The organism is Gordonia sp. 852002-50395_SCH5434458 (genome assembly GCF_001665905.1).
In the GTDB taxonomy this organism is placed as follows: Bacteria; Actinomycetota; Actinomycetes; order Mycobacteriales; family Mycobacteriaceae; genus Gordonia; species Gordonia jacobaea.
The window spans coordinates 76357-97457 of the sequence record NZ_LZTC01000097.1; the positions used below are offsets into that span (position 1 = coordinate 76357).

Annotated in this window: 18 protein-coding genes; 12 read left to right on the forward strand and 6 right to left on the reverse strand. The window is 65.9% G+C overall.

Annotation, left to right across the window (positions count from 1 at the left end; translation table 11 throughout):
• The first annotated feature begins 9 nt into the window (after nucleotides 1-9).
• The 3 genes from A5785_RS20675 to A5785_RS20685 are packed head-to-tail and all read left to right on the forward strand — an operon-like array spanning nucleotide 10 to nucleotide 3160.
• Nucleotides 10-363 (forward strand): hypothetical protein, encoded by a 354-nt coding sequence (locus A5785_RS20675; protein WP_049697710.1) that lies wholly within the window; start codon nucleotides 10-12, stop codon nucleotides 361-363.
• Entirely contained in the window at nucleotides 363-2852 is a 2490-nt protein-coding gene (nirB, locus tag A5785_RS23390) for a nitrite reductase large subunit NirB (protein ID WP_064868965.1), read from the forward strand. Before A5785_RS20675 ends, nirB begins: the two co-directional genes overlap by 1 nt.
• Nucleotides 2849-3160, forward strand: a complete 312-nt coding sequence (locus tag A5785_RS20685; protein WP_064868968.1) for a Rieske (2Fe-2S) protein — start codon at nucleotides 2849-2851, stop codon at nucleotides 3158-3160. Before nirB ends, A5785_RS20685 begins: the two co-directional genes overlap by 4 nt.
• 27 nt (nucleotides 3161-3187) lie before the next feature.
• Here the strand turns inward: A5785_RS20685 and kstR are convergent, their stop codons facing one another.
• Nucleotides 3188-3922 (reverse strand): cholesterol catabolism transcriptional regulator KstR, encoded by a 735-nt coding sequence (gene kstR, locus A5785_RS20690; protein ID WP_064868971.1) that lies wholly within the window; start codon nucleotides 3920-3922, stop codon nucleotides 3188-3190.
• A 130-nt stretch (nucleotides 3923-4052) separates the two neighbouring features.
• Between kstR and A5785_RS20695 the strand changes: the two genes are divergently transcribed.
• The 8 genes from A5785_RS20695 (at nucleotide 4053) to A5785_RS20730 (ending at nucleotide 14452) form a co-directional block, all read left to right on the forward strand.
• Nucleotides 4053-6245, forward strand: a complete 2193-nt coding sequence (locus A5785_RS20695) for an acyl-CoA dehydrogenase (protein ID WP_064868974.1) — start codon at nucleotides 4053-4055, stop codon at nucleotides 6243-6245.
• Between the two features lie 116 nt (nucleotides 6246-6361).
• Complete coding sequence (locus A5785_RS20700) at nucleotides 6362-7459, forward strand: acyl-CoA dehydrogenase family protein (RefSeq protein WP_064868976.1); 1098 nt, start codon at nucleotides 6362-6364, stop codon at nucleotides 7457-7459.
• A 56-nt stretch (nucleotides 7460-7515) separates the two neighbouring features.
• Nucleotides 7516-8679: an acyl-CoA dehydrogenase family protein gene (locus tag A5785_RS20705; protein WP_064868979.1), complete on the forward strand. Its 1164-nt coding sequence runs from the start codon at nucleotides 7516-7518 to the stop codon at nucleotides 8677-8679.
• The gene (locus tag A5785_RS20710) at nucleotides 8676-9749 is read left to right on the forward strand and encodes a bifunctional MaoC family dehydratase N-terminal/OB-fold nucleic acid binding domain-containing protein (RefSeq protein WP_064868982.1); all 1074 of its coding nucleotides are present in this window, start codon (nucleotides 8676-8678) and stop codon (nucleotides 9747-9749) included. Before A5785_RS20705 ends, A5785_RS20710 begins: the two co-directional genes overlap by 4 nt.
• Complete coding sequence (locus A5785_RS20715) at nucleotides 9746-10156, forward strand: MaoC family dehydratase (protein WP_064869041.1); 411 nt, start codon at nucleotides 9746-9748, stop codon at nucleotides 10154-10156. The genes A5785_RS20710 and A5785_RS20715 overlap by 4 nt, the downstream gene beginning before the upstream one ends.
• A complete protein-coding gene (locus A5785_RS20720) occupies nucleotides 10156-11331 on the forward strand; it encodes a lipid-transfer protein (protein WP_064868985.1) in 1176 nt (391 codons plus the stop codon). Before A5785_RS20715 ends, A5785_RS20720 begins: the two co-directional genes overlap by 1 nt.
• A 63-nt stretch (nucleotides 11332-11394) precedes the next feature.
• Nucleotides 11395-13041, forward strand: a complete 1647-nt coding sequence (locus tag A5785_RS20725) for an AMP-binding protein (RefSeq protein ID WP_064868988.1) — start codon at nucleotides 11395-11397, stop codon at nucleotides 13039-13041.
• Nucleotides 13042-13246: 205 nt separating this feature from the next.
• The gene (locus A5785_RS20730; protein ID WP_064868991.1) at nucleotides 13247-14452 is read left to right on the forward strand and encodes an alpha/beta hydrolase family protein; all 1206 of its coding nucleotides are present in this window, start codon (nucleotides 13247-13249) and stop codon (nucleotides 14450-14452) included.
• A gap of 28 nt (nucleotides 14453-14480) precedes the next feature.
• Here the strand turns inward: A5785_RS20730 and A5785_RS20735 are convergent, their stop codons facing one another.
• Together A5785_RS20735 and A5785_RS20740 are read right to left on the reverse strand one after the other, a co-directional pair.
• A complete protein-coding gene (locus A5785_RS20735; protein WP_064868994.1) occupies nucleotides 14481-15794 on the reverse strand; it encodes an SLC13 family permease in 1314 nt (437 codons plus the stop codon).
• Nucleotides 15795-15813: 19 nt separating this feature from the next.
• Entirely contained in the window at nucleotides 15814-17526 is a 1713-nt protein-coding gene (locus tag A5785_RS20740; protein WP_064868997.1) for an MFS transporter, read from the reverse strand.
• A 159-nt stretch (nucleotides 17527-17685) separates the two neighbouring features.
• On the opposite strand from A5785_RS20740, the gene A5785_RS23570 reads away from it, so the two are divergent.
• A complete protein-coding gene (locus A5785_RS23570; RefSeq protein ID WP_197494559.1) occupies nucleotides 17686-17826 on the forward strand; it encodes a hypothetical protein in 141 nt (46 codons plus the stop codon).
• 23 nt (nucleotides 17827-17849) lie between these two features.
• Here the strand turns inward: A5785_RS23570 and A5785_RS20745 are convergent, their stop codons facing one another.
• From A5785_RS20745 to kstD, 3 genes are all read right to left on the reverse strand, one after another.
• Entirely contained in the window at nucleotides 17850-18281 is a 432-nt protein-coding gene (locus A5785_RS20745) for a DUF6918 family protein (protein WP_064869000.1), read from the reverse strand.
• A gap of 138 nt (nucleotides 18282-18419) precedes the next feature.
• Complete coding sequence (locus tag A5785_RS20750; protein ID WP_064869003.1) at nucleotides 18420-19283, reverse strand: MaoC/PaaZ C-terminal domain-containing protein; 864 nt, start codon at nucleotides 19281-19283, stop codon at nucleotides 18420-18422.
• Nucleotides 19284-19286: 3 nt separating this feature from the next.
• Nucleotides 19287-21011 carry a 3-oxosteroid 1-dehydrogenase gene (gene kstD, locus A5785_RS20755; protein ID WP_064869006.1) on the reverse strand — a complete coding sequence of 575 codons (1725 nt, stop codon included), beginning with the start codon at nucleotides 21009-21011 and terminating at the stop codon, nucleotides 19287-19289.
• Between the last annotated feature and the right edge of the window lie 90 nt (nucleotides 21012-21101).

Consider the following 21101-nt stretch of genomic DNA (forward strand, 5'->3'; position numbering starts at 1 on the left):
CCCCGCCCCATGAGTGACAGCAGCACACCGCGATTTCTGCAGGGCCTGTTCGCGTTCAAGGGAGCCGGCTTCGAGACCCTCGCGGTCATCGACGACTCGCTCACCCTGACCGTGCCCGATGGCTCGACCCTGCAGGCGGTCTACTTCCGTGGCGGCAACAGCAGCGACGAGATGATCACGATTGCTCTGATGCACGACGGGAAACCGGTGCGCTACTTCCCGATTGCCGCTCAGGGCGGCACCCACGTGCCGCTCCGGCTGGTCGAGGACTTTCTGGAGGGCGCGGAGATTTCCCTTGCGCTGGCCGCACCCACCTCCGCGTCGGGCACCGTGGTCATCGACCTCGGCGTGGTGGAGTTCTGATGGCGCAGGAGACTGCGGTGACCCGACAGTCGCTGGTGGTGGTGGGCAATGGCATGGCCGGCGCCCGCGCCATCGAGGAGATCCTGGCGCGCGGCGGGGCAGAACAGTTCGCCATCACCGTCTTCGGTGACGAACCGTACGGAAACTACAACCGCATCGCGCTATCCCACGTGCTCGCCGGCTCCGATGCCCCTGACGACATCTACCTCAACGCCGTCGATTGGTACGGCGACAACGGAATCGACCTGCGCGCCGGGGTGCGGGTGGTCCGGATCGACCCGTACGCCAAAGTCGTTCTCGCCGATGACGGTTCGCGGGTGGCCTACGACAAGCTGATCATCGCCACCGGCAGCCGTGCCTTCTTCCCGCCCATCGAGGGGCTGTGGGTCGACGACACCACGCAGCTGAGCGGTGTATTCGGCTTTCGCAGCCTAGACGACACCACGGCGATCATCTCCCACGCCGACGACGCCGAGCATGCGGTGGTCATCGGCGGCGGACTACTCGGACTCGAAGCGGCACACGGTCTTTACGGCCGTGGGGTGGCGTCGACGGTGGTGCATTCCGGTCCGATCCTGATGAACGCCCAACTCGACGAAACCGGTGGCGCGGTGTTGCGCAGCGCGATCGAGTCGACCGGCGTCAGCGTGGTCACCGGTAAGCGCACCGTCAAAGCCTTCGCCGATGATGAGAATGCCATCACCGGAATCGGATTCGCCGACGGCGAGCAGATGGAGTGCGATCTGCTGGTGCTGGCGACCGGCATCCGCCCCAACGTGGGGCTGGCCCGCGGTGCCGGACTGACCGTCGAACGCGCCATCGTCGTCGACGACCACATGCGCTCGATCGACGACGACGACATCTACGTGGTCGGTGAATGCGCGCAGCACCGCGGCCAGGTGTACGGACTGGTCGCACCCTTGTGGGAGCAGGCCAAAGTCCTGGCCGATCACCTCACCGAAGCCAATTCGACTGCCGCATATCATGGTTCGCGCACCTCGACGAAACTCAAGGTCGCGGGCGTCGACGTCGCCCAGATGGGTGTCAAGGCGCCCGAACATGCCGACGACGAGTACCTGCAGTTCTACGAGCCCCGGCACGGCGTCTACAAGACCGTGGTGATCCGGGAGAACAAGCTCGTCGGCGCCACCCTCGTCGGCGACGTCAGCAAGGTCTCATTCCTGATGCAGGCCTTCGATCAGGGAACCGAACTCCCCGACGAACGCATCTCGCTGATGTTCGACATCGGAACACCCGACGCCGCAACGGGAGTCGAGGAACTCTCCGACGATGCCCAGGTGTGCAACTGCAACGGCGTCGACAAGGCGACCATCGTCGGGTGCGTCGCAGGCGGCACGACCTCGGTGGCAGGCGTGATGGCCGCGACCCGCGCCGGAAAGGGCTGCGGCTCCTGTAAGGGGTTGGTGGCGCAGGTCGTCGAATGGGCCGCAGGCGACGCGGTCACCGAGGACCCGTCGGCCAACTGGTACGTACCCGCAATCCCGTACGAGAAGCCAGAACTCATGCGGCTGATCCGCGAGCTCAAGCTCTACTCGGTGCGTTCGGTATTCGCGGCCCTCGCCCCCGACGGCAAGGAGGATGCGAACTCCAAGATGGGGTTGTCGTCGCTGCTGGAGATGATGTGGGGCTCGGACTTCATCGACGAGCGCGCCGAACGCTTCATCAACGACCGTGTCCACGCGAACATTCAGCGCGACGGTACGTTTTCCGTTGTGCCGCAGATGAAAGGCGGCGTGACCAACGTCGAGCAGTTGCGCAAGATCGCCGACGTCGCGGAGAAATACGAGGTTCCGCTCATCAAACTGACCGGAGGCCAGCGCATCGACCTGCTCGGCCTGCGGAAGGAGGACCTGCCCGCCGTGTGGGCCGATCTCGACATGCCGTCGGGGTATGCGTACGGCAAGAGTTTCCGAACGGTCAAAACCTGTGTGGGAAGCGACTTCTGCCGGTTCGGGGTTGGCGACTCGACGGCGCTGGGCATCGCTCTGGAGGAGCGGTATCAGGGCATAGCGGGTCCGGCGAAGATGAAGCTCGCGGTCACCGGATGCCCGCGCAATTGCGCGGAAGCGCTGTGCAAAGACTTCGGCGTCGTCGCGATCGACGGCGGCAAGTGGGAGATCTACGTCGGCGGTGCCGCAGGCGCACACATCCGCAAGGGCGATCTGCTGGCGACCGTCGACAGTGCCGACGAGGTCATGACACTGGCGGGCCGCTTCCTGCAGTACTACCGCGAGAGCGCGAAATGGCTCGAACGCACCTATGCGTGGGTTCCGCGCTACGGCATCGAGAAGATCAGGGCCGTCGTCGTCGACGACGCGGAAGGTATTGCACAACAACTCGATTCCAACATGCAGCGGTCCGTCGACGCCTACCGGGATCCCTGGCAGGACGGCAAAAAGCCTGCCACTCCGGGTCAGTTCCGTTCGGCGCTGCCGCTGCTGCCGCTCCCGCAGGTGCCGGTCCGATGAGCGAGATAGCAGTCGGCAATATCGCCGACATCCCGCCGGGCGAGGGACGGGCATTCGGTATCGACGGTACGCAGATCGCGGTCTTTCGACTGCGTGACGATTCGCTGCGCGCACTCGACGCCGTGTGCCCGCACCGCGGCGGGCCACTGGCTGACGCGCTGATCGACGACTGTGTCGTGGTGTGCCCGTTGCACAATCACACCTACGACCTGGGTACCGGTGACGAGATCGCCTTCGGCGGCAGCGGAGTTCGTGCGTACGCGGTGCGCGCCGACGAATCGGGCACCATCACAATCGACCTGGGCTGATCGCGACGGACCAACCCGGCGGTTCGGTTACGCCTGAGCTGCGACCCGGCCCTTGAGGAGCAGTCGGACCGTGAGCTCGAGCCGGTTGGTGACGTCGGTGGCCGAGGCTCGGCGGGTGAGCCACTGCACCAGGTTCGACATCCACACGTCCGACAGCACGCGTGCGATCGCGAGTTCTTCGTCGCTCGGCTCGCCCTCGTCGACGATCGCACCTGCGAACAGTCGGTCGATGATCCCGGCGACCTGATCGACCTCGGCGGTCGCCGATGCGTCGGCGAACATGAAGGCCCTCGTCATGGCCTCGGTCAACAGGGGATCACGCTGCATCGCGAAGGTGATCATGTCGAGGACGTGGCGCAGCCGCTCGATGGCGTTCTCGCCCTGCAGTTGCGAGCGGTCGACGCGGGTCTCGACGCGCTCGAACTCGCGCGCGAGCGCGGTCACCAGTAGGTGCACCTTCGACGGGAAATAGCGGTAGAGGGTTCCCACCGCAACGTCGGCTTTCTCTGCGACGGTGCGCATCTGCACGGCGTCGTAGCCGCCTTTGGAAGCGAGGGCGAGCGTCGCGTCGAGGATGCGGCGTCGACGGTCGCGTTGTGCGGCCGAACCACTCTCCGTCGTCGACGTAGCTGCGGTTGCTGTGGCTGTAGCGGCGTCGGGTGGGGCGGGAGTGCCCTTGGCGGCGACCGACTTCGACGAGGCTCCCTTGTTCGGATTCGGTGCCGACTTCTGTGGCACGGCATCTTCAGACGACCGGGTCATATGTAGGCGACATCCTCATCTCGTGACCATCGACGCCGACCGCGTCGAAAGGTCTGGTGGACAAAACCCCTTCGGACTATTAGAACAGGTTCTAATTCTTCGTCACAACCTGAATGCAGAGGATTTCAGCGTGAGCCTTGCCACGTCCGACGAACAGATTGCCGTCTGCGAAGCAATTTCCGCGTGGGCGACGCGTCGTCGCACCACCGATATCGTACGGGCTGAACTGGAGAAACCGCGCGACCACTGGCGCGACCTCTTTCCGGAACTGGCTGAATTGGGCGTTTTCGCCGCGTTGGTCGAGGAGGCGCAGGGTGGCGTCGGTGCCTCGTTCTCCGACGTCGCCGCGATGGTCGAGCAATGCGGAGCGAGCCTGGTGCCGGGTCCGATCGGCGAGACCGTCGTGGCGACCCTGGCGCTATCGGTGTCGACCGATCCCCGTGCCGCGGCGGTGCGCGACACGTTGGTGTCGGGAGAGGTCTCCGCGACGGTGCCCACCCTCACGCGGGCAGGCGGCGAGGCGGAGTTGGTCGACGGATCGATCGATCTCGGCGGCGTCGTCGGATATGTCGACGGTTGCGTGATTCTCGCTAAAATTGCTGGTCAGAGCCTCGATCCGGGGTGGTTTGTGATCCCTGCCGATGCGGGTCTACGCGACGTCGTGCCGGCGGCGAGCCTCGACGGCCGAGGATCGGTTGGCCGGCTGCGCATCAGTGACCTGAGCGTCGACGACCTGCTCGTCGTCGACGATGGTGATCTCATTGCGGCCGCACTGTCGGCGACCGCGGCCGCCTACGCCAGCGGCGTGACGCGCTGGGCGCTCGACACCGCGGTCGACTATGCCAAGGTGCGCACCCAGTTCGGTGTACCCATCGGCTCGTTTCAAGCCGTCAAGCACATCTGCGCCGACATGCTTTGTCGCAGCGAAAAGGTCACCGCGGCGGCGTGGGATCTCGCGGTGGCCGTCGACGCTGCGGTGGCCGCACCCGTGGGCGACGACGACGCGGAGACCGCGCGCGAGCAACTCGCGTTCTCCAGGCTCGCCGCCGACGTGCTGGTCGCCTCGCTGCCCGTCGCGACGGCTGAGGACTGCATCCAGGTGCTCGGCGGCATCGGCTTCACCTTTGAGCACGACGCACATCTCTACCTGCGAACGGCATTGGCGCTGCGCGCGGCGACAGCGGCCGCGTCGACGCAGCGTGAACAACTCGGTCGCCTCGGCATCCTCGGTGGGCGTCGACGCTTCGAGCTCGACCTGACCTCCGTCGAGCATCGCCGTGGCGCCATCAGAGCCGACATCGCCGCGATCGCGGCGGCCGAACCGAATGCGCAGCGGGCCGCGATGGCCGAATCCGGTTATCTCACACCGCATTGGCCGCCGCCGCATGGTCTCGGCGCCGACCCCGCGCTGCAGTTGCTCATCGACTCCGAGTTCGAACGCGCGGGCGTCGAACGTCCCGACCTCGTGATCGGGGCATGGGCGATCCCGACGATCCTCGCGCACGGAACAGCCGCGCAGCACACACGTTTCGTGCATCCGACCCTCGTCGGCGACATCGTCTGGTGCCAGTTGTTCAGCGAACCCGAGGCGGGCTCCGACCTTGCGTCGTTGCGCACCAGGGCTATTCGCGTCGAGGGCGGTTGGAGTCTGACAGGGCAGAAGATCTGGACCTCGCAGGCGCACAACGCGCAGTGGGGGATCTGTCTCGCGCGCACGAATCCCGAGGCGCCGAAACACAAGGGGATCACCTACTTCCTGGTCGACATGGCGTCTTCCGGCATCGACATCCGACCGCTTCGGGAGTTGTCGGGTCAGGCCAACTTCAACGAGGTCTTCCTCGACGACGTGTTCGTGCCCGACGAGTGCGTGGTCGGTGAGGTCGACGGCGGCTGGCGGCTGGCTCGTACGACACTCGCCAACGAACGTGTGGCGATGGGTGGTTCGGGACTCGGCAAGGAGATGGACGCGCTGCTGGGTCAGATCGACTCGTTGGGTCGGGAGCTGTCCGCAGGCGAGTTGGCACGGTTGGGCGAGCTCGTCGCCGACGCGCACGTCGGACGTGTCCTCGACGCACTCGCGGTGTCTCGTCGGCTCGCCGGCCACGATCCGGGCGCGGTATCGAGCGTGCGCAAGCTGATCGGCGTCGCGCACCGGCAATCGGTCCCGGAGTTCGGTCTCGACCTGCTCGGGGTCGACGGCGTCGGGGCGGGCGATGCGTCCGATCAACTGCTGCAGAACAGGTGTTTGTCCATCGCGGGCGGCACCACCCAGATACTGCGGACCGCCGCTGCTGAACGGATTCTCGGTCTGCCGCGCGGCTGACGTGGGACTCTGGCTGAGAATCAGCAGATCAACTGCCAATTCGCCCACCGGGAGCGCGGAGTCTGATACAACTAGAACGAGTTCTAGTTTTGGTGTTGGCGAAAAGGGGATCGTCGGTGGATTTCGGCATGGACAGCTCCGCGGAAGCGGTCGCCGATGTGGCGCGGAATGTCTTCGCCCGCCACGAGTCCGACTGGACGTCGCTGTTCGGCGGACGGGTCAGGGCGGGCGAGTCGCGGGAGGATGCCGCGGCGTCGTACGACGGCTTTGATCGCAACCTCTGGACGGCGCTGACCGACGCCGGGCTGCTGGCCTTGCCGCTACCGGAAGCGCTCGGGGGTGACGATCTCGGAGTTCTCGGCGTGCTTCCGTTGCTGCGTCAACTGGGTTCGGCCGCAGCGGTGACGCCTGCACTCGGCTCGCTGACGTCGTCGCTCCTCCTGCAGACGGTCGACGACGCCTCGCGCGATCGATGGGCCGCGACGCTCACCGCCGGCGCATGGCACGCGATCGCGATGGGCGAACCCGGCGACCCGCTGACATCGACGCCGCGCACCACGTTGCGTGACGGAAGGTTGTCGGGCACCAAGAGCGGAGTACTGCACGCCGACGGCGCGTCGACGCTGCTCGTCGCCACCGATGGCGGGGTGGTCGCCGTGGCAACCGCCGCCGACGGTGTGTCGATCACGCGAACTCCGGCTTCGAGCGGGTGGGGCGAGTTCACCGTGCGATTCGACGACGTGACCGTCGACGATGCCGATGTGCTGACCGCCGATGTCTCGGGGCTGCGTGACCTGTACCGACTCGCGTTGAGTGCGTACGCCGACGGTCTCGTCGCGGGGGCCACGCGCCTCACTGCCGATCACGTGTCCAACCGCACGCAGTTCGGTAAACCGATCGCGCTGTTCCAGGCCGTCGGACAGCAGTTGGCCGACATCTACGTCGTCGGACGGTCGCTGAACCTCTCGACCACCGCCGCGGCCTGGCGCTTGTCCGAAGGTCTTGACGCACAACAGGATCTGGGTATCGCGTCGTACTGGACGGCAGCCGAGATCCCCGCGGCGATGCGGACCATGACCCACCTCCACGGGGGCGTAGGCGTCGACCTGACGTATCCGTTGCATCGTTACTTCTCGATCGCCAAGGATCTCGCGCGACTCGTCGGAGGTGCCAACGCGCGGCTCGATGAACTCGCCCACGCGTCGAATCCATAGCGATGCCAACCTGATTCACCCGACAGCTCATACCGAATCCGCAGGGGACGTAACCGATGTTCATAGACCTCACGCCGCAGCAGCAGGAGTTGCGCGCAGATCTGCGTGAGTATTTCGCCGATCTGGTCGACCCCACGGCAGCACAGACCATGCTCACCGAGCGCCACGGCCCCACCTATCGGGATGTGATCCGACAGATGGGGAGCGACGGGTGGCTCGGGGTGGGGTGGCCGAAGGAGTACGGCGGCAAGGGGTTCGGGGAGATCGAACAGCAGATCTTCACCAACGAGGCAGTGCGCGCCGACGTTCCGCTTCCCGCGGTGACGCTCCAAACGGTCGGCCCCACCCTCCAGGTACACGGAACCGACGAGCAGAAGAAGCTCTTCCTTCCCAGAATCCTTGCCGGCGACGTCCATTTCGCGATCGGCTACACCGAACCCGACGCCGGGACCGACCTCGCCGCACTGACCACGACGGCGGTCCGCGACGGTGATCACTACGTGGTCAACGGGCAGAAGATCTTCACCACCGGCGGGCACGACGCCGACTACATCTGGCTGGCGGTACGCACCGACAAGGACGCCCCCAAACACAAGGGCATCTCGATCCTCATCGTCGATACCTCCGACCCCGGTTTCAGTTGGACTCCGATCATCACCGCAGACGGTGCCCATCACGTGAATGCCACGTACTACAACGATGTTCGCGTTCCGGTGTCGATGCGCGTGGGCGACGAGGGCGGCGGGTGGAGACTGATCACCACGCAGCTCAACCACGAGCGCGTGATGCTCGGACCTGCCGGACGTATCGAGGGACTGGCGTCGCGTGTCCGTGCGTGGGCGTCGCGTCCCGGCCCCGACGGCACGGTGATCGCCAAGCATCCCGACGTCGCGCGGGCGCTCGCCCAGATCGATGCGTACGCGCGGATCAACGAGCTGCTCAACTGGCAGGTCGCGTCGACGGGCGAGGCCATTTCGATGGCCGATGCCGCGGCGACGAAGGTATTCGCGACAGAGCGCGTGCAGGTGGTGTGCCGAATGATCGACGAGATCATCGGCCGCTACGGGGATTTCACCGATCCCGACACCGCGGCGCTGGTGGATTGGCTCGACGTTCAGGAGAAGAGAAACGTGGTGATCACCTTCGGAGGTGGCGTCAACGAGGTGATGCGCGACATGATCGCGACCGCCGGACTAGGACTGCCGAGGGCGAAGCGATGAGCGACATCCGCACCGCCGCGCAGGCGATCATCGACGCCGGGCCGAGCGCGCCGACCCTCGGGCGCGATCCGGTGAACACCCCGATGATCAACAACTGGGTCGAGGCCATCGGCGACACGAACCCTGTCTACGTCGACGCCGACGCCGCGCGTGCCGCAGGACATTCGGGCATCGTCGCACCTCCCGCCATGGCGCAGGTGTGGACGATGCGCGGGCTGAACGGGCAGCGCACCGCCGACGATCCGCTCGGCCGGGCGTCGGAGCTGTTCGACGAGGCGGGGTACACCTCCGTCGTGGCCACCAACTGCGACACCACCTATCATCGCTATCTCGATGTGGGAGAGCAGGTCTCGCTGTCGGCCGAACTGGTCGACGTCGTCGGACCCAAGCAGACGGCGCTGGGGGAGGGTTGGTTCTTCACCACGCGCAACACCTGGTCGGTCGACGACGAGCTGGTCGCCGAGATGGATTTCCGCATCCTGAAGTTCCGCCCGCACGACGACGACGTGGCGCCCAGGGATGCCGGCGCAGGCGAGGTGCCCTCCGACCTCGACCCCTCACGGATGTTGCGGCCCAGCGCTTCTCGCGATACCGAGTTCTTCTGGGAGGGCGTCGCAGCCCACGAACTGCGCATTCAGAAGCTCGACGGCGGAACGCTGCGTCATCCGCCGATACCCGCGACCTGGAAGCCTCGGCTACCCGATGGCACCGCGCCGGTCACCGACTACGTCGTCGCGTCGGGCACGGGAACGGTCTACAGCTATGTGGTGCACCGCGCACCCAAGGTGCCCGGGCGCGCATTGCCTTTCGTGGTCGCCCTCGTCGAACTCGACGGACTCGAATCGGTCGACAGCGGTGACAGCGGCGACAGCGGTGACAGCGACGACGACGGTTTGCCGCTGTCTTCTCCCGTCCGACTGCTCGCCGAGTTGCGCGACGTCGACCCTGCCGACGTGCACATCGGGCAGCGCGTCGAGGCGATGTTCCTCGACTTTCCCGCCGACGAGGAGTCGGGCACCGACGCCTGGACGCTGCACGCGTGGCGCCCGACCACACGGGAGGCGCAGTGACGACCAGTGCGATCCCCACTGTCGAAGTAGGAACAACGTTGCCGCCATTGACAATCGACGCGACGCCGACGTTCATCGTGTCGACTGCGCTGGCAACCCGTGACTTCCAGGACGTCCATCACGACCGCGACCTCGCTCAGGCCAAGGGGTCCAAGGACATCTTCGTCAACATTCTCACCGACACCGGACTCGTCGAACGATTCGTCACCGACTGGGCCGGTCCGTCTGCGAGGATTCGTTCGATCAAGCTCAAACTCGGTGTGCCGTGGTATGCCTACGACTCGTTGACCTTCACCGGCGAGGTGACCGACGTCGACGACGAGCTGGTCACCGTGGCCGTTACGGGAACGAATGCTCTTGGTAAGCATGTGATCTCGACGGTCACGCTCATGAGGGGAGGTCGCTGATGGGGCAGTTGTCGGGCGCAGCCGCGATCGCCGGGATCGGGGCCACCGAGTTCTCCAAGAACTCCGGGCGCAGCGAACTTCGGTTGGCGACCGAGGCGGTGCAGACTGCGCTCGCGGACGCCGGCCTGACCCCCGCCGATGTCGACGGTCTCGTCAGTTTCACCATGGACACCAACTCGGAGATCGCGGTCGCCCGCGCTGTGGGAATTCCCGAGCTCACGTACTTTTCGCGTATTCACTACGGCGGAGGTGCGGCCTGTTCGACGGTGCAGCAGGCAGCGATGGCTGTGGCCACGGGCGTGGCCGACGTGGTCGTTGCGTACCGGGCGTTCAACGAGCGGTCGGGTTTGCGCTTCGGACAGGTGAATTCGGCTGTGGCCAACCAGGAGAACTCGTCGGGCACCGACAACGCGTTCAGCTATCCGCACGGGTTGTCGACTCCGGCAGCGTTCGTCGCCATGGTCGCGCAGCGGTACCTGCACGAGTTCGGCGCCACGAGTGAGGATTTCGGACGCATCGCCGTCGTCGACCGCAAGCACGCTGCCAATAATCCCGAGGCGTTCTTCTACGGCAAGCCCATCACGTTGGCCGACCACCAGCAGTCGCGATACATCGCCGAGCCGTTGCATCTGCTCGATTGCTGTCAGGAGTCCGATGGCGGTGTCGCGATCGTCGTCGTGTCGGCCGAACGTGCGCGCGACCTACCGAATCCGCCTGCCGTGATCTCGGCGGCGGCATCGGGCAGCGGCGTCGACCAGTTCATCATGACCAGCTACTACCGTGACGAACTCGCCGCATTGCCCGAGATGGGCCTTGTCGGTCGGCAACTGTGGGAGCAGTCGGGTTTGCGGCCCGACGACATGGACGCCGCGATCCTCTACGACCACTTCACGCCGTACACCCTGTTGCAGTTGGAGGAGTTGGGGTTCTGCGGCCGTGGCGAGGCAAAGGATCTCGTGCGGGAGCCGGGTTCGTTGGAAGTCGGTGGTCGGCTCCCGTTGAATACACACGGAGGTCAGTTGGGGGAGGCATACATCCACGGAATGAACGGCATAGCCGAAGCCGTCCGGCAATTACGTGGCACGTCGGTGAATCAGGTGCCCGGCGCAGAGCGGGTGGTGGTGACGGCCGGAACAGGAGTTCCGACAAGCGGTTTGGTGTTGACGGCGGCGTGAGTGCCGCGCAGCGCGGATAGAGATGACGGGTCACAAGCAGTGCAGCAAGAGGAGCCAGCAGCAATGAAATTCAACCTCGCCGACGTCTTCGAGACAGTCGCCGATTCGGTACCCGACCGCATAGCCCTCAGTTACGGCGGACGCCAGATCAGCTATGCAGAGCTCGATCGACTCTCCAGCCAGGTCGCGCACATGTTCGCCGCGCAGGGCATCGGACTCGACGACAACGTGTCACTGTTCCTCAAGAACAGCGTCGAACACGTCACCAGCCTGCTCGGCCTGCTGAAGGTGCGCGCAGTACCCGTCAACGTCAACTATCGCTACACCAATGCCGAGTTGAGCTACATCTTCGACAACTCCGACTCGCGGGGAATCGTCGTCGAAGAACCCGAGCATCAGCGCAGCGTTGCCACGTTGCTGCCCGAACTGCCGCTCGTACGAACGGTATTCGTCATCGGGGAGATCGTCGACGAACTGCGCGCGGCGGCCGACGATCTGCCGGACGGACGCACTGTGCAGGTCGTACAGTTTTCCGATTCGGAGAAGCTCTCCGACGCACGAGATTTCGAGACGAGAACCGGCGACGAGCACTACCTCCTGTACACGGGCGGCACGACCGGCTACCCCAAGGGCGTGATCTGGCGACACGACGACTTCTTCCGCAAGCCGATCTCCGGTGGCAATCCGTACGGCGAGGCGCGCAAGGATCTCGCAGAAGTCGGTGCGGCGGTGAAGGATTTTCCGTCGATCGCCTTCAACATCGCGGCGCCGCTGATGCACGGCGCGGCGTCGTATTCGTTGTTCACCTTCCTCACGCTCGGCGGTCGGTTGGTGCTGATGCGCGACTTTGATCCCGCCGCAATCGTGTCGGGCATCGAGGACGAGCAGATCCAGATCATCCTCATCGTCGGCGACGCGATGGGAATGCCGCTCGTCGACGAACTCGAGCGCCGCACGGGCGACGTCGACCTCTCCTCGCTGTTCTCGATCACCTCGGGCGGGGCGATCTGGTCGCAACACGTGCGTGAGCGCATGGCCGCGGTGAAGCCAGACCTGGTGCTGCGTGACAACTTCGGAGCGTCGGAGTCGGGCAACGACGGCGAGATCATGATGGACGACAACGGCAACCTTCGGGTGCCGCCGACGGACAAGATGATGGTGGTCGACGAATCGCTCGACGAGATCACCCCGGGCTCAGGCGATGTCGGGTACATCGCCCGAATCGGCAATGTGCCCCTCGGCTACTACAAGGACGAGGCCAAGTCGGCCAAGACATTTCCGACGCTTCCCGACGGTCGACGCATCTCGGTGCTCGGCGACATGGGGACAGTCGAAGCCGACGGCACCATTGTGTTCCTCGGTCGCGGCTCGCAATGCATCAACACCGGCGGCGAGAAGGTCTACGCCGAGGAGGTCGAGGCGACGCTGCACGCGCACCCCGCCGTCGCCGACGCTCTCGTCGTTCCGATTCCCGATCCCAAGTACGGGCAGCGGGTCGGCGCGGTGGTCGCGGTGGCACAGGGCGAATCGGAGCCGACTCTCGAAGACCTGCAGACGCACTGCCGCGAGTCGCTGGCGGGCTACAAGGTCCCGCGGACCGTCGTATTCGTCGACGAGGTGAAGCGGACGCCCGCCGGTAAAGCCGACTACAAGTGGGCGAAAGCCACCGCGGCCACAGCGCCCGCGGCCCCGGAGTCGGCAGGCGTATGACGCCCACTCGGCGCGATGAGACGCCCACTCGGCGCGATGGGACGCCCACTCGACGGGAATACCGGTCGACTGGGCGCTCGAGACTGTCGACTGGGCGCTTGAGACTGTCGACTGGGCGCTCGAGACTGTCGACTGGGCGCTCGAGACCGCCGACTGTGCGCTCGAGACTGCCGAGTGTGCAGTCGCCGAGCGAGGGCGGCGCTCAATGTATACGGTGTTCATCGTGAGTAAGCGAAGCAGGGTCGGGCGTCGGGTCGGTGTGATGGTGTCGGCGGTGGCGGTGGTCGCCGCGACGATGTCGGCGGTGATCGGGGCGCCGCCCGCGAGCGCCGCGCCGAGCGGGCCGTCGGGCACGGTGGTGTCGACCGAGCCGCTGCCCGCGCGGATCACGGTGCCCGGTGCGGTCGATGCGAAGCGGATCACCTACTGGACCAAGGGTGTTCACGATGCGGCTGCGTTGTCGAGCGGTGCGGTCTATCTGCCGCCGGGTACGCCGCCCAAGGGCGGCTGGCCGGTGATCGCGTGGGCGCACGGCACAACCGGTCTCGCCGATCACTGCGCGTACTCCATCGGCGGTCCTGTCGCCGTCGAGCGTGACTGGGAGTACCTCGGCTCGTGGATGTCTCGCGGATACGCGGTGGTCGCCTCGGACTATGTCGGGCTCGGCACGCCGGGTAACCATCCGTATCTGAACGGTCGCGTCGAGGCGCACAGCATCGTCGACAGCGTGAAGGCGGCCCGGCAGGTGTATCCGCAGTTGTCGCGCAAGTGGGCGGTCGTCGGGCAGTCGCAGGGCGGTGGCGCCGCGATCACGACGGCTCGCTACGCAACCCAATTCGGTGGCAAGGATCTGGACTACCGCGGCGCCGTGGGGACCGGCGTTCCGGCGTATATCGAGAATCTCGTTGCGGCGCTTGGTCGTCCGTCGCCGGTCCGGCTCGGCGGGTTCTCGCCCAACACGACGATCTACGTGATGTACATCCTGTCCGGACTGCGCACGTCGTTCCCGGAGTGGAACATCAACTCGTTCCTGACCCCGTACGGCCGATACTGGGTCGACAAGGCCGAGACCCAGTGCGACTCCGACAACGAGCTCGGCGCCCTGGTTCGATCGCAGAAGGTCGACCCCGGAAAACTGCTGAGCCGCCCGCTGTCCGATATCCCCGGATTCCAGGCGAAACTCACCGATTACATGGGCATCCCCGAATCCGGCTACGACAAACCGTTCTTCATCGGGCAGGGCGGCCTCGACACCGACGTCAACACCCCCGGAGTCTTGCTCCTGGTGTCGCGACTCAAGGCGAACAACCAGCCCGTGACGTTCCGGTTCTACCCGGACAAGGACCACAGCGGCACGGTCAACGCGTCGAAGGTCGACTCGATCCCGTTCGTGGACAAGCTTTTCCGCTGACCCGCACGGCCGCGAGTTCTGCCGGGGCTCACCCGAAAGCCCGCAGCCCGACCCACAGCGCGAGCACCGCGGCGACGAGTGCCAGCGGCACCGACACCAGCCCGAGCGACAGATAGAGACGAGACGACGTCGACGCCGAGTGCCGACGCATGACGTCGCGCCACAGCAGATTGGCCAGCGATCCGAACACGGCCAGATTCGGGCCGATGTTCACGCCGAGCAGTACCGCGAGCACCAGCGCGGGCTGACCCGCCACGAGCGGGACGAGCAGCAGCGTCGCCGGGAGATTGTTGAACAGGTTGGCGGCGACCGCTGCGATCACCGCGGCTCCCAGCAGCGCGAGAAGGCCTGCCCCGGACGGCATCAGCGTCGAGAAGAGATCACCCACGGGGCCGTTGCGCACGGGCAGGATGATCACGCCGAGTGCGGCGACGAATATCAGGAACGGGACTCCTGCCGCGCGGACGGCGTCGACACAGGTTGCGCGGGGCGTTCGCCACAGCCACGGCAGCGCCATCACCAGCGCCCCGATGCCGGCCACGGCCGCCAGTGGGACGCCGAGAGGCTCTGCGACGACGAATCCCACGAGAAGCACGCCGAGTGCGCCCAACGTCAGCAGCGGCGCTCGTGGCGTCTCGCCGTCTTCCGAATGATTCTGCGCCGCATCGGATACGACGAGCTCGGGAGAATCGTCGACCTCACCGTGCCCGCGGGGCGATCTCAGGTCCGCCGCGAAGAACCACCGGAAGACGAGATATTCGACGACGATCGCCGCGACCCACGGCCACGCCATGATCGCGGCGAAGCGCGTGAACGACAGCCCGGCTGCGCCGAAGGCGAGCAGGTTGGTCAAATTGGAGACGGGCAGGAGCGTCGACGCGCTGTTGGCGAGATGGTTGCTCGCGTAGGCGATGGGCGTGACCCGTGCACCGATGTGTCGTGCGGTCAGCACGGCAACCGGGGTCAGCAGCACGATCGTGGTGTCGAGGGACAGTACAGCGGTCGTCACGGCAGCGACCACGAATACGATGCGCAGCAATCCGATCGCCGAACCTCGACTCCACCTGGCCAATACCACCCCGACCCAGATGAAAACGCCTGCGCGCGCACAGATCTCGGCGACGACGAGCATGGCCGCGAGAAACCCGATCGTCGGCAGCATGAACCGAACCTCTGCCGCGGCGGTGTGCCAGTCGACGAGACCCAGCGCGACGACGAGCAAGGCTGCCGGCACGGCGACAACAGCGGGTGGGACGCGTGTGACCGATACGGTGGCGACGATGGTCACGACCAACACGACGACCGCGACCACGGTGCCGAACGCGCTGCTCGCCTCGATCACCGGAGCGAGCCTACGCTGCTCACCTGTCCGTCGAGCGTTGCCTGTCGTCGTCCGCCCAGCCGAACTCGTTGGTCTTCGTCACGGGTTCCCCCATATCGGGGTCGGTCTGGTTGTCAGGGTAGGTGACGGCGACGACACGACGAGGCGCGAGCCACAGCAACACGGCGGAGCCGGCGAGGAGGACCGCTCCGAGGACGACGCACGCCTGATTCATCGGCGTGATGAACGCGTCTTGCGCGCCGTCGAGGATTGCCCGCGCCAGACCGCTCGCCTGCTCGGGAAGCCGGTGTGCCACCTCGGTGGCCTCCGCGAGTGATTTGCCGATGCGAGTCGACGCCTCGTCGGCTTGGACGAGCAGCGCCTGACCGCCCGCGGTGTCGCCCGCGGCGATGCGTTGGCGTCCGGCGGCGTCGAGTTGGTCGTGGGCGAGCGTGCTGGTCGCCCCGATTCGGGCCGAGTATCCGGCCGCGAGCAGTGACCCTGCGATAGCGATCCCGATGGCGGCACCGAGTTCGCGCGCGGTGTCGTTGACCGCTGATCCGACGCCCTGGTTGTCCAGCGGTGTGTTCGACATGATGGCCGTGGTCGACGGTGCCGTCGCGAGTCCGATACCGACCGAGATGACACCGGTCATCGCCGCGAACATCGGGTAGCTGTCGTAGTCGATGAGCCCGAGCAGCAGCATGCCGATTCCTGCGACGAGGATTCCGCCCGCGAGGACGAAACGCAGCGAGTGGAACCGCACGGCGACCCAATTGCCCACGAGCGCGAAAGCGCTGACACCGATGACCATCGGCATCAGTGCGAAAGCCGATTGCAGCGGGGAGTAGCCCATCACCAGTTGCAGTCGTTGCAGCAGCAGATAGAAGGCGCCGAACGACGCGAAGAACTGCAATGCCACGGAGAGTGCGCCGGAACCGAATGCGCGGTTGGTGAAGAGGCGCACGTCCAGCAGTGGGTCGGTGATGCGCAGTTCGAGCAGGCAGAACGCGACCAACAACAACAGTCCGCCGATCAGCGCGACCAGAACGAGCGCGTCACCCCAACCGCGGTGTGGTGCCTCGAGAAGACCGAAGACGATTCCGGTGACGCCGAGGACCGATAGGGCGGTACCGCCGAAGTCGAAGTGTCCAGGATTGCTGTCGCGGGAGGTTCCGATCGTCAGGCATAGCAGAGCAGTCACCAGAGCCGACGCCGCGAAAGTGATGAAAATCGAGTGCCACGAAAAGAATTCGAGCAGGACGCCGGTGACGAAGAATCCCGCAATCGCTCCCGCACCCGCCACCGCCGCCCAAATGCTCACGGCGATACTGCGCTTGTCCGCGGGCACACCGGAGGTGATCAGCGACAGCGTGGTGGGCATGATGAGTGCCGCTGCGACGCCTGCCAGGATTCGGGTGCAGATCAACTGGGTGGGATCGGTCGTCCAGATCGCCAGCAGTGAGGCGACAGAGAAGACGACGAGACCGACGATCAGGACCTCGCGTCGCCCGAAGCGGTCACCGATGGCGCCTGCCGGAAGCAGCAGTGCGGCAAGGGCTAACGTGTAGCCGTCGACGATCCATGTCATCTGGCTCGAGTCGGCACCGATGTCGATGGCGATGTCGGCGAGTGCGGTGTTCAGCGCGGCCATGGCGGCGACCACCATGCTGACCGCAGCGCAGGCGATCAGGATCAGCCACGCCGCGCGCGTGTTCTCGCGCGTCAGTCGCGTGCGTGTCAGCCCGGCCATGTAGTCCCCGTCGCTATCGAGTCGAGGTTATTCACGACACGCTGCCGGGAAACGCCACAAACTCCTGCACCATGTGACACATTTATCACTGTAGTAACACACCGGGAGTATTCGATCAGGTAGCTGGCGGGTATCCCGGACGATCGAAAGTGAGAGATCATGGCCTCATCCCAGGTCGCATCTTCACGAGCAACCGACACGACGCCGGTCCGCCTGCACATCTGGCGGGTGTTGTCGATGCTGGCCGCGCTGATCGCGGTCGGTGTGGTGTTGGTTCTCATCATCACCTCCGCGGCCTAGCGCGACCAGCCGACACGTCGGACTCAGCCCGCGTACTTCTCGATGACTGCGCCGACTCGTGGAAGTGCCGCGGCCACATAGCCTTTCGCCTTGCCGCGCAGTGAGTTGTACGCCTTCGCGAGCGCCGGCTTGGCGTCGGACACCTGGTCGTCGGTCACCTGGAGCAGCGCTTCGGATGCCGCGTCGGAATTCGCCGCGAGGTGATCACCGAACGCGACGCCGGCAGGCTTGCTGTCCCAGAACGGTTGCAGCGCGGTGAGAAAGTCGGGCAGCAACTGGTCGGTAGCCCGAGTCACGATGTCCGGCTTGATCTTCTGGACAGCGCCGTAAGCGGCTTTGACGGCGGCGCCGCTGAGACCCTTCTGCTCCGACACCTCGGCGTCGATGACGCCGACGAAATCGTTGACCACTGCCGGACGGTTGGCTCCGAGCAGTGACTGCAGCGAATCGCTCATCGAATCTCCTTCATGGTCCGTGGCGCAGCCACGGGAGGTAGCGGGAATGACCGTCAGTGACCTTATCGGTTCCGACTGTGATGGTGCGCGCTGGCGGCATCCACCTACGACATCGCGTCCGCTACTCCCATCGGACGCTCAGCGGCGTTTCTCGACGACCACATTCGCCAGCGCCGGGGCATTCTCGCGTTCGATCACCGAGGCCGTCACCAGGAGCCTGTCGGCCTCGTCCCACACGGCAACGTCGAGCGTCTCACCCGGGAACACCACGCCCGCGAAGGTTGCCGAGAAGTCGGCTACCGCAACGACTTCACCACCGAGGAGTCCGTCGACGACGGCCCGACACACCGATCCATACGTGCACAGGCCGTGCAGGATGGGCCGCGGAAATCCGGCGGCCGCGGCGAATGCCGGGTCGGAGTGCAGTGGATTGCGGTCGCCGCACAACCGGTAGAGCAGCGCCTGATTCGGCAGTGTTGGGACCTGCAGGATCGCGTCGGGTGCTCGGTCGGGATAGGCGACCTTGCTCGACGCCCCGCGCTCACCTCCGAAACCGCCCTCGCCCTTGGCGAAGATCGACGACCGCTCGGTCCACAGCGGTTCGCCCGTCTCGTCGACGGTGATGCCCTCGGAGATGACGACCGCCGCAGACCCCTTGTCCTGGACCTCGACGATCCGCTTGTGCGTCGTCGCCTTGCCCTCCGGCGGCAGTGGTCGGTGGGCGGTGATCTGCTGGCTGCCGTGGACGACCTTCGCCAGATCGATGTCGATGCCGGGGAAGGAGACCGTGGGTGCCTGCGTCGCGTGGAACGTCGCGGCGACCGTTGCGAACGTCGGTAGCACCTTGGGAGCGGCGTCGTCGACGTAGCGCAGGCCGTCGGCGTCGAGCGGATCGCGGGCGGCTCCGACGGCGAGGTGATAGAGCGCGACGTCGGATGCCGTCCACGAGAAGGTGACCTCGGGCAACTCTGCCCCGACTGCGACCGATGGATCGATGGGCACGGCTTACGCTCCTGCCGTCGTCGACGTCGGGGTTGCCTGTCCGGTACGTGCGGCGGCGTCGAGCGCGGCGAGGTAGCCGAAGACGAGCGCCGGGCCGATGGTGGCGCCGGGGCCGGCATAGGTGTGGCCCATGACCGGGGCGCTGGTGTTACCCGCGGCGTAGAGGCCCTCGATGACCGAGCCGTCGGGTCGCAGAGCGCGGCCGGTCGCGTCGGTGTCGATGCCGCCCTTGGTGCCGAGGTCTCCCGGCACCATCTTGACCGCGTAGAACGGCGCCTTGCGGACCGGCCCGAGGCTCGGGTTGGGCTTGTTGGTGATGTCGCCGTAGTAGTGGTCGTAGCCGCTCTCGCCGCGATGGAAGTCGGCGTCGACGCCGGACTTCGCGAATCCGTTGAAGCGTTCGGTTGTCGCGGTCAGCGCGTCGGCGGGAACGCCGATCTTGTCGGCGAGTTCTGCGATCGTGTCTGCCTTGACGACGACCCCGGAGTCAAACCACTTCTTGGGCAACGGTTGTCGCGCGTTGATCCCCGCGAAGAGATACCGGTTGCGGCACGTCTGGTCGAAGATCAGCCAGCCGGGCACGTTCTCTCCCGGGCCGTCGCCCTGGCCGAACTCGCCGCCGTACATCTGGTGCACCGCCTCCACGTAGGGCAGCGATTCGTTCATGAATCGCTCGCCGCGCATGTTGACGATGAACGTGCCGGGGACGGAGCGTTCGGAGAGTGCGAACCACGGCCCGCGCGGCAGTGGAATGGTCGGTCCCCACCAGGCGTCGTCCATCAGCGACACCGCGGCGCCGATCTTGATGCCGGCGTTGATGCCGTCACCGGTGTTCGACGGTGCGCCCGTCGTCCAGTCGGACCCGATCGGTTCGCGCTGGTATTTGCGGCGCATCTCGACGTTGTGCTCGAAGCCGCCACACGCGAGGATCACGCCTTTCTCGGCGCGGATGTCGAACTGCTTGCCGTCGGATTCCGCTCTCACCCCGACGACGCGGCCGTCGTCGGTGAGAAGGTCGACGAGCCCGGTGTTCAACCGCAATGGCACGCCGGCCTGCCGAACTCCGAGTAGGAGCTCGGCGGCTAGGGCTGCGCCCATCGCGATGAGTTTCTTGCCGCGCGAGCGTGCCCAGAAGAATCGACCGCCGACCTTGGCCATCCGCGCCGGGCCGCGCCAATGGCGTATGCCGGTGTTGAGCCAGCGGTAATCCGATTGCAGCACAACCATGTTCAGCGGCGCCTTGGTGTACTGCGGGTGCAGGGTGTCGAGGTCGTCGCCGAGTGCTCGTGCATCGAAGGGGCGAGGTTCGACGCTGCGCCCTCCCAGCCGGCCGCCCGGCGCTTCGGGGTAGTAGTCGGAGTAGTTCTTCACCCACTCGAGGTCGAGAGGGGCGTGCTTCATCAGGAAGTCGAGCGCCTCGGGGCCACGGTCGATGTAGGCGTCGATGCGGTCCTCGCGTGCGTGCTCGCCGATGATCGCCTTGACGTACTCGCGGGCCCGGTCGGGTGTGTCGTCGACGCCGTCGCGCTTCAATACGGAGTTGTTGGGGATCCAGACGCCGCCACCCGAGCGCGACGTCGAGCCTCCCCAGTACGGCGACTTCTCGATGATCACCGTCGTGAGGCCCTGCGCCGCAGCGGTGATCGCGGCACTGAGCCCTGCCGCGCCCGCACCCACGACGACGACGTCGTAGGTCTCTGGTTGTTCTTGCTCGCGCTCGCCTGCCATCGGGTTCCCTTCGTGCTCCGTGGTGGAACGTGTTCTCTATACGAATTAGAACACGTTTCAGAAATGTGGCGCCAGGGTGTGGGAGAGTCG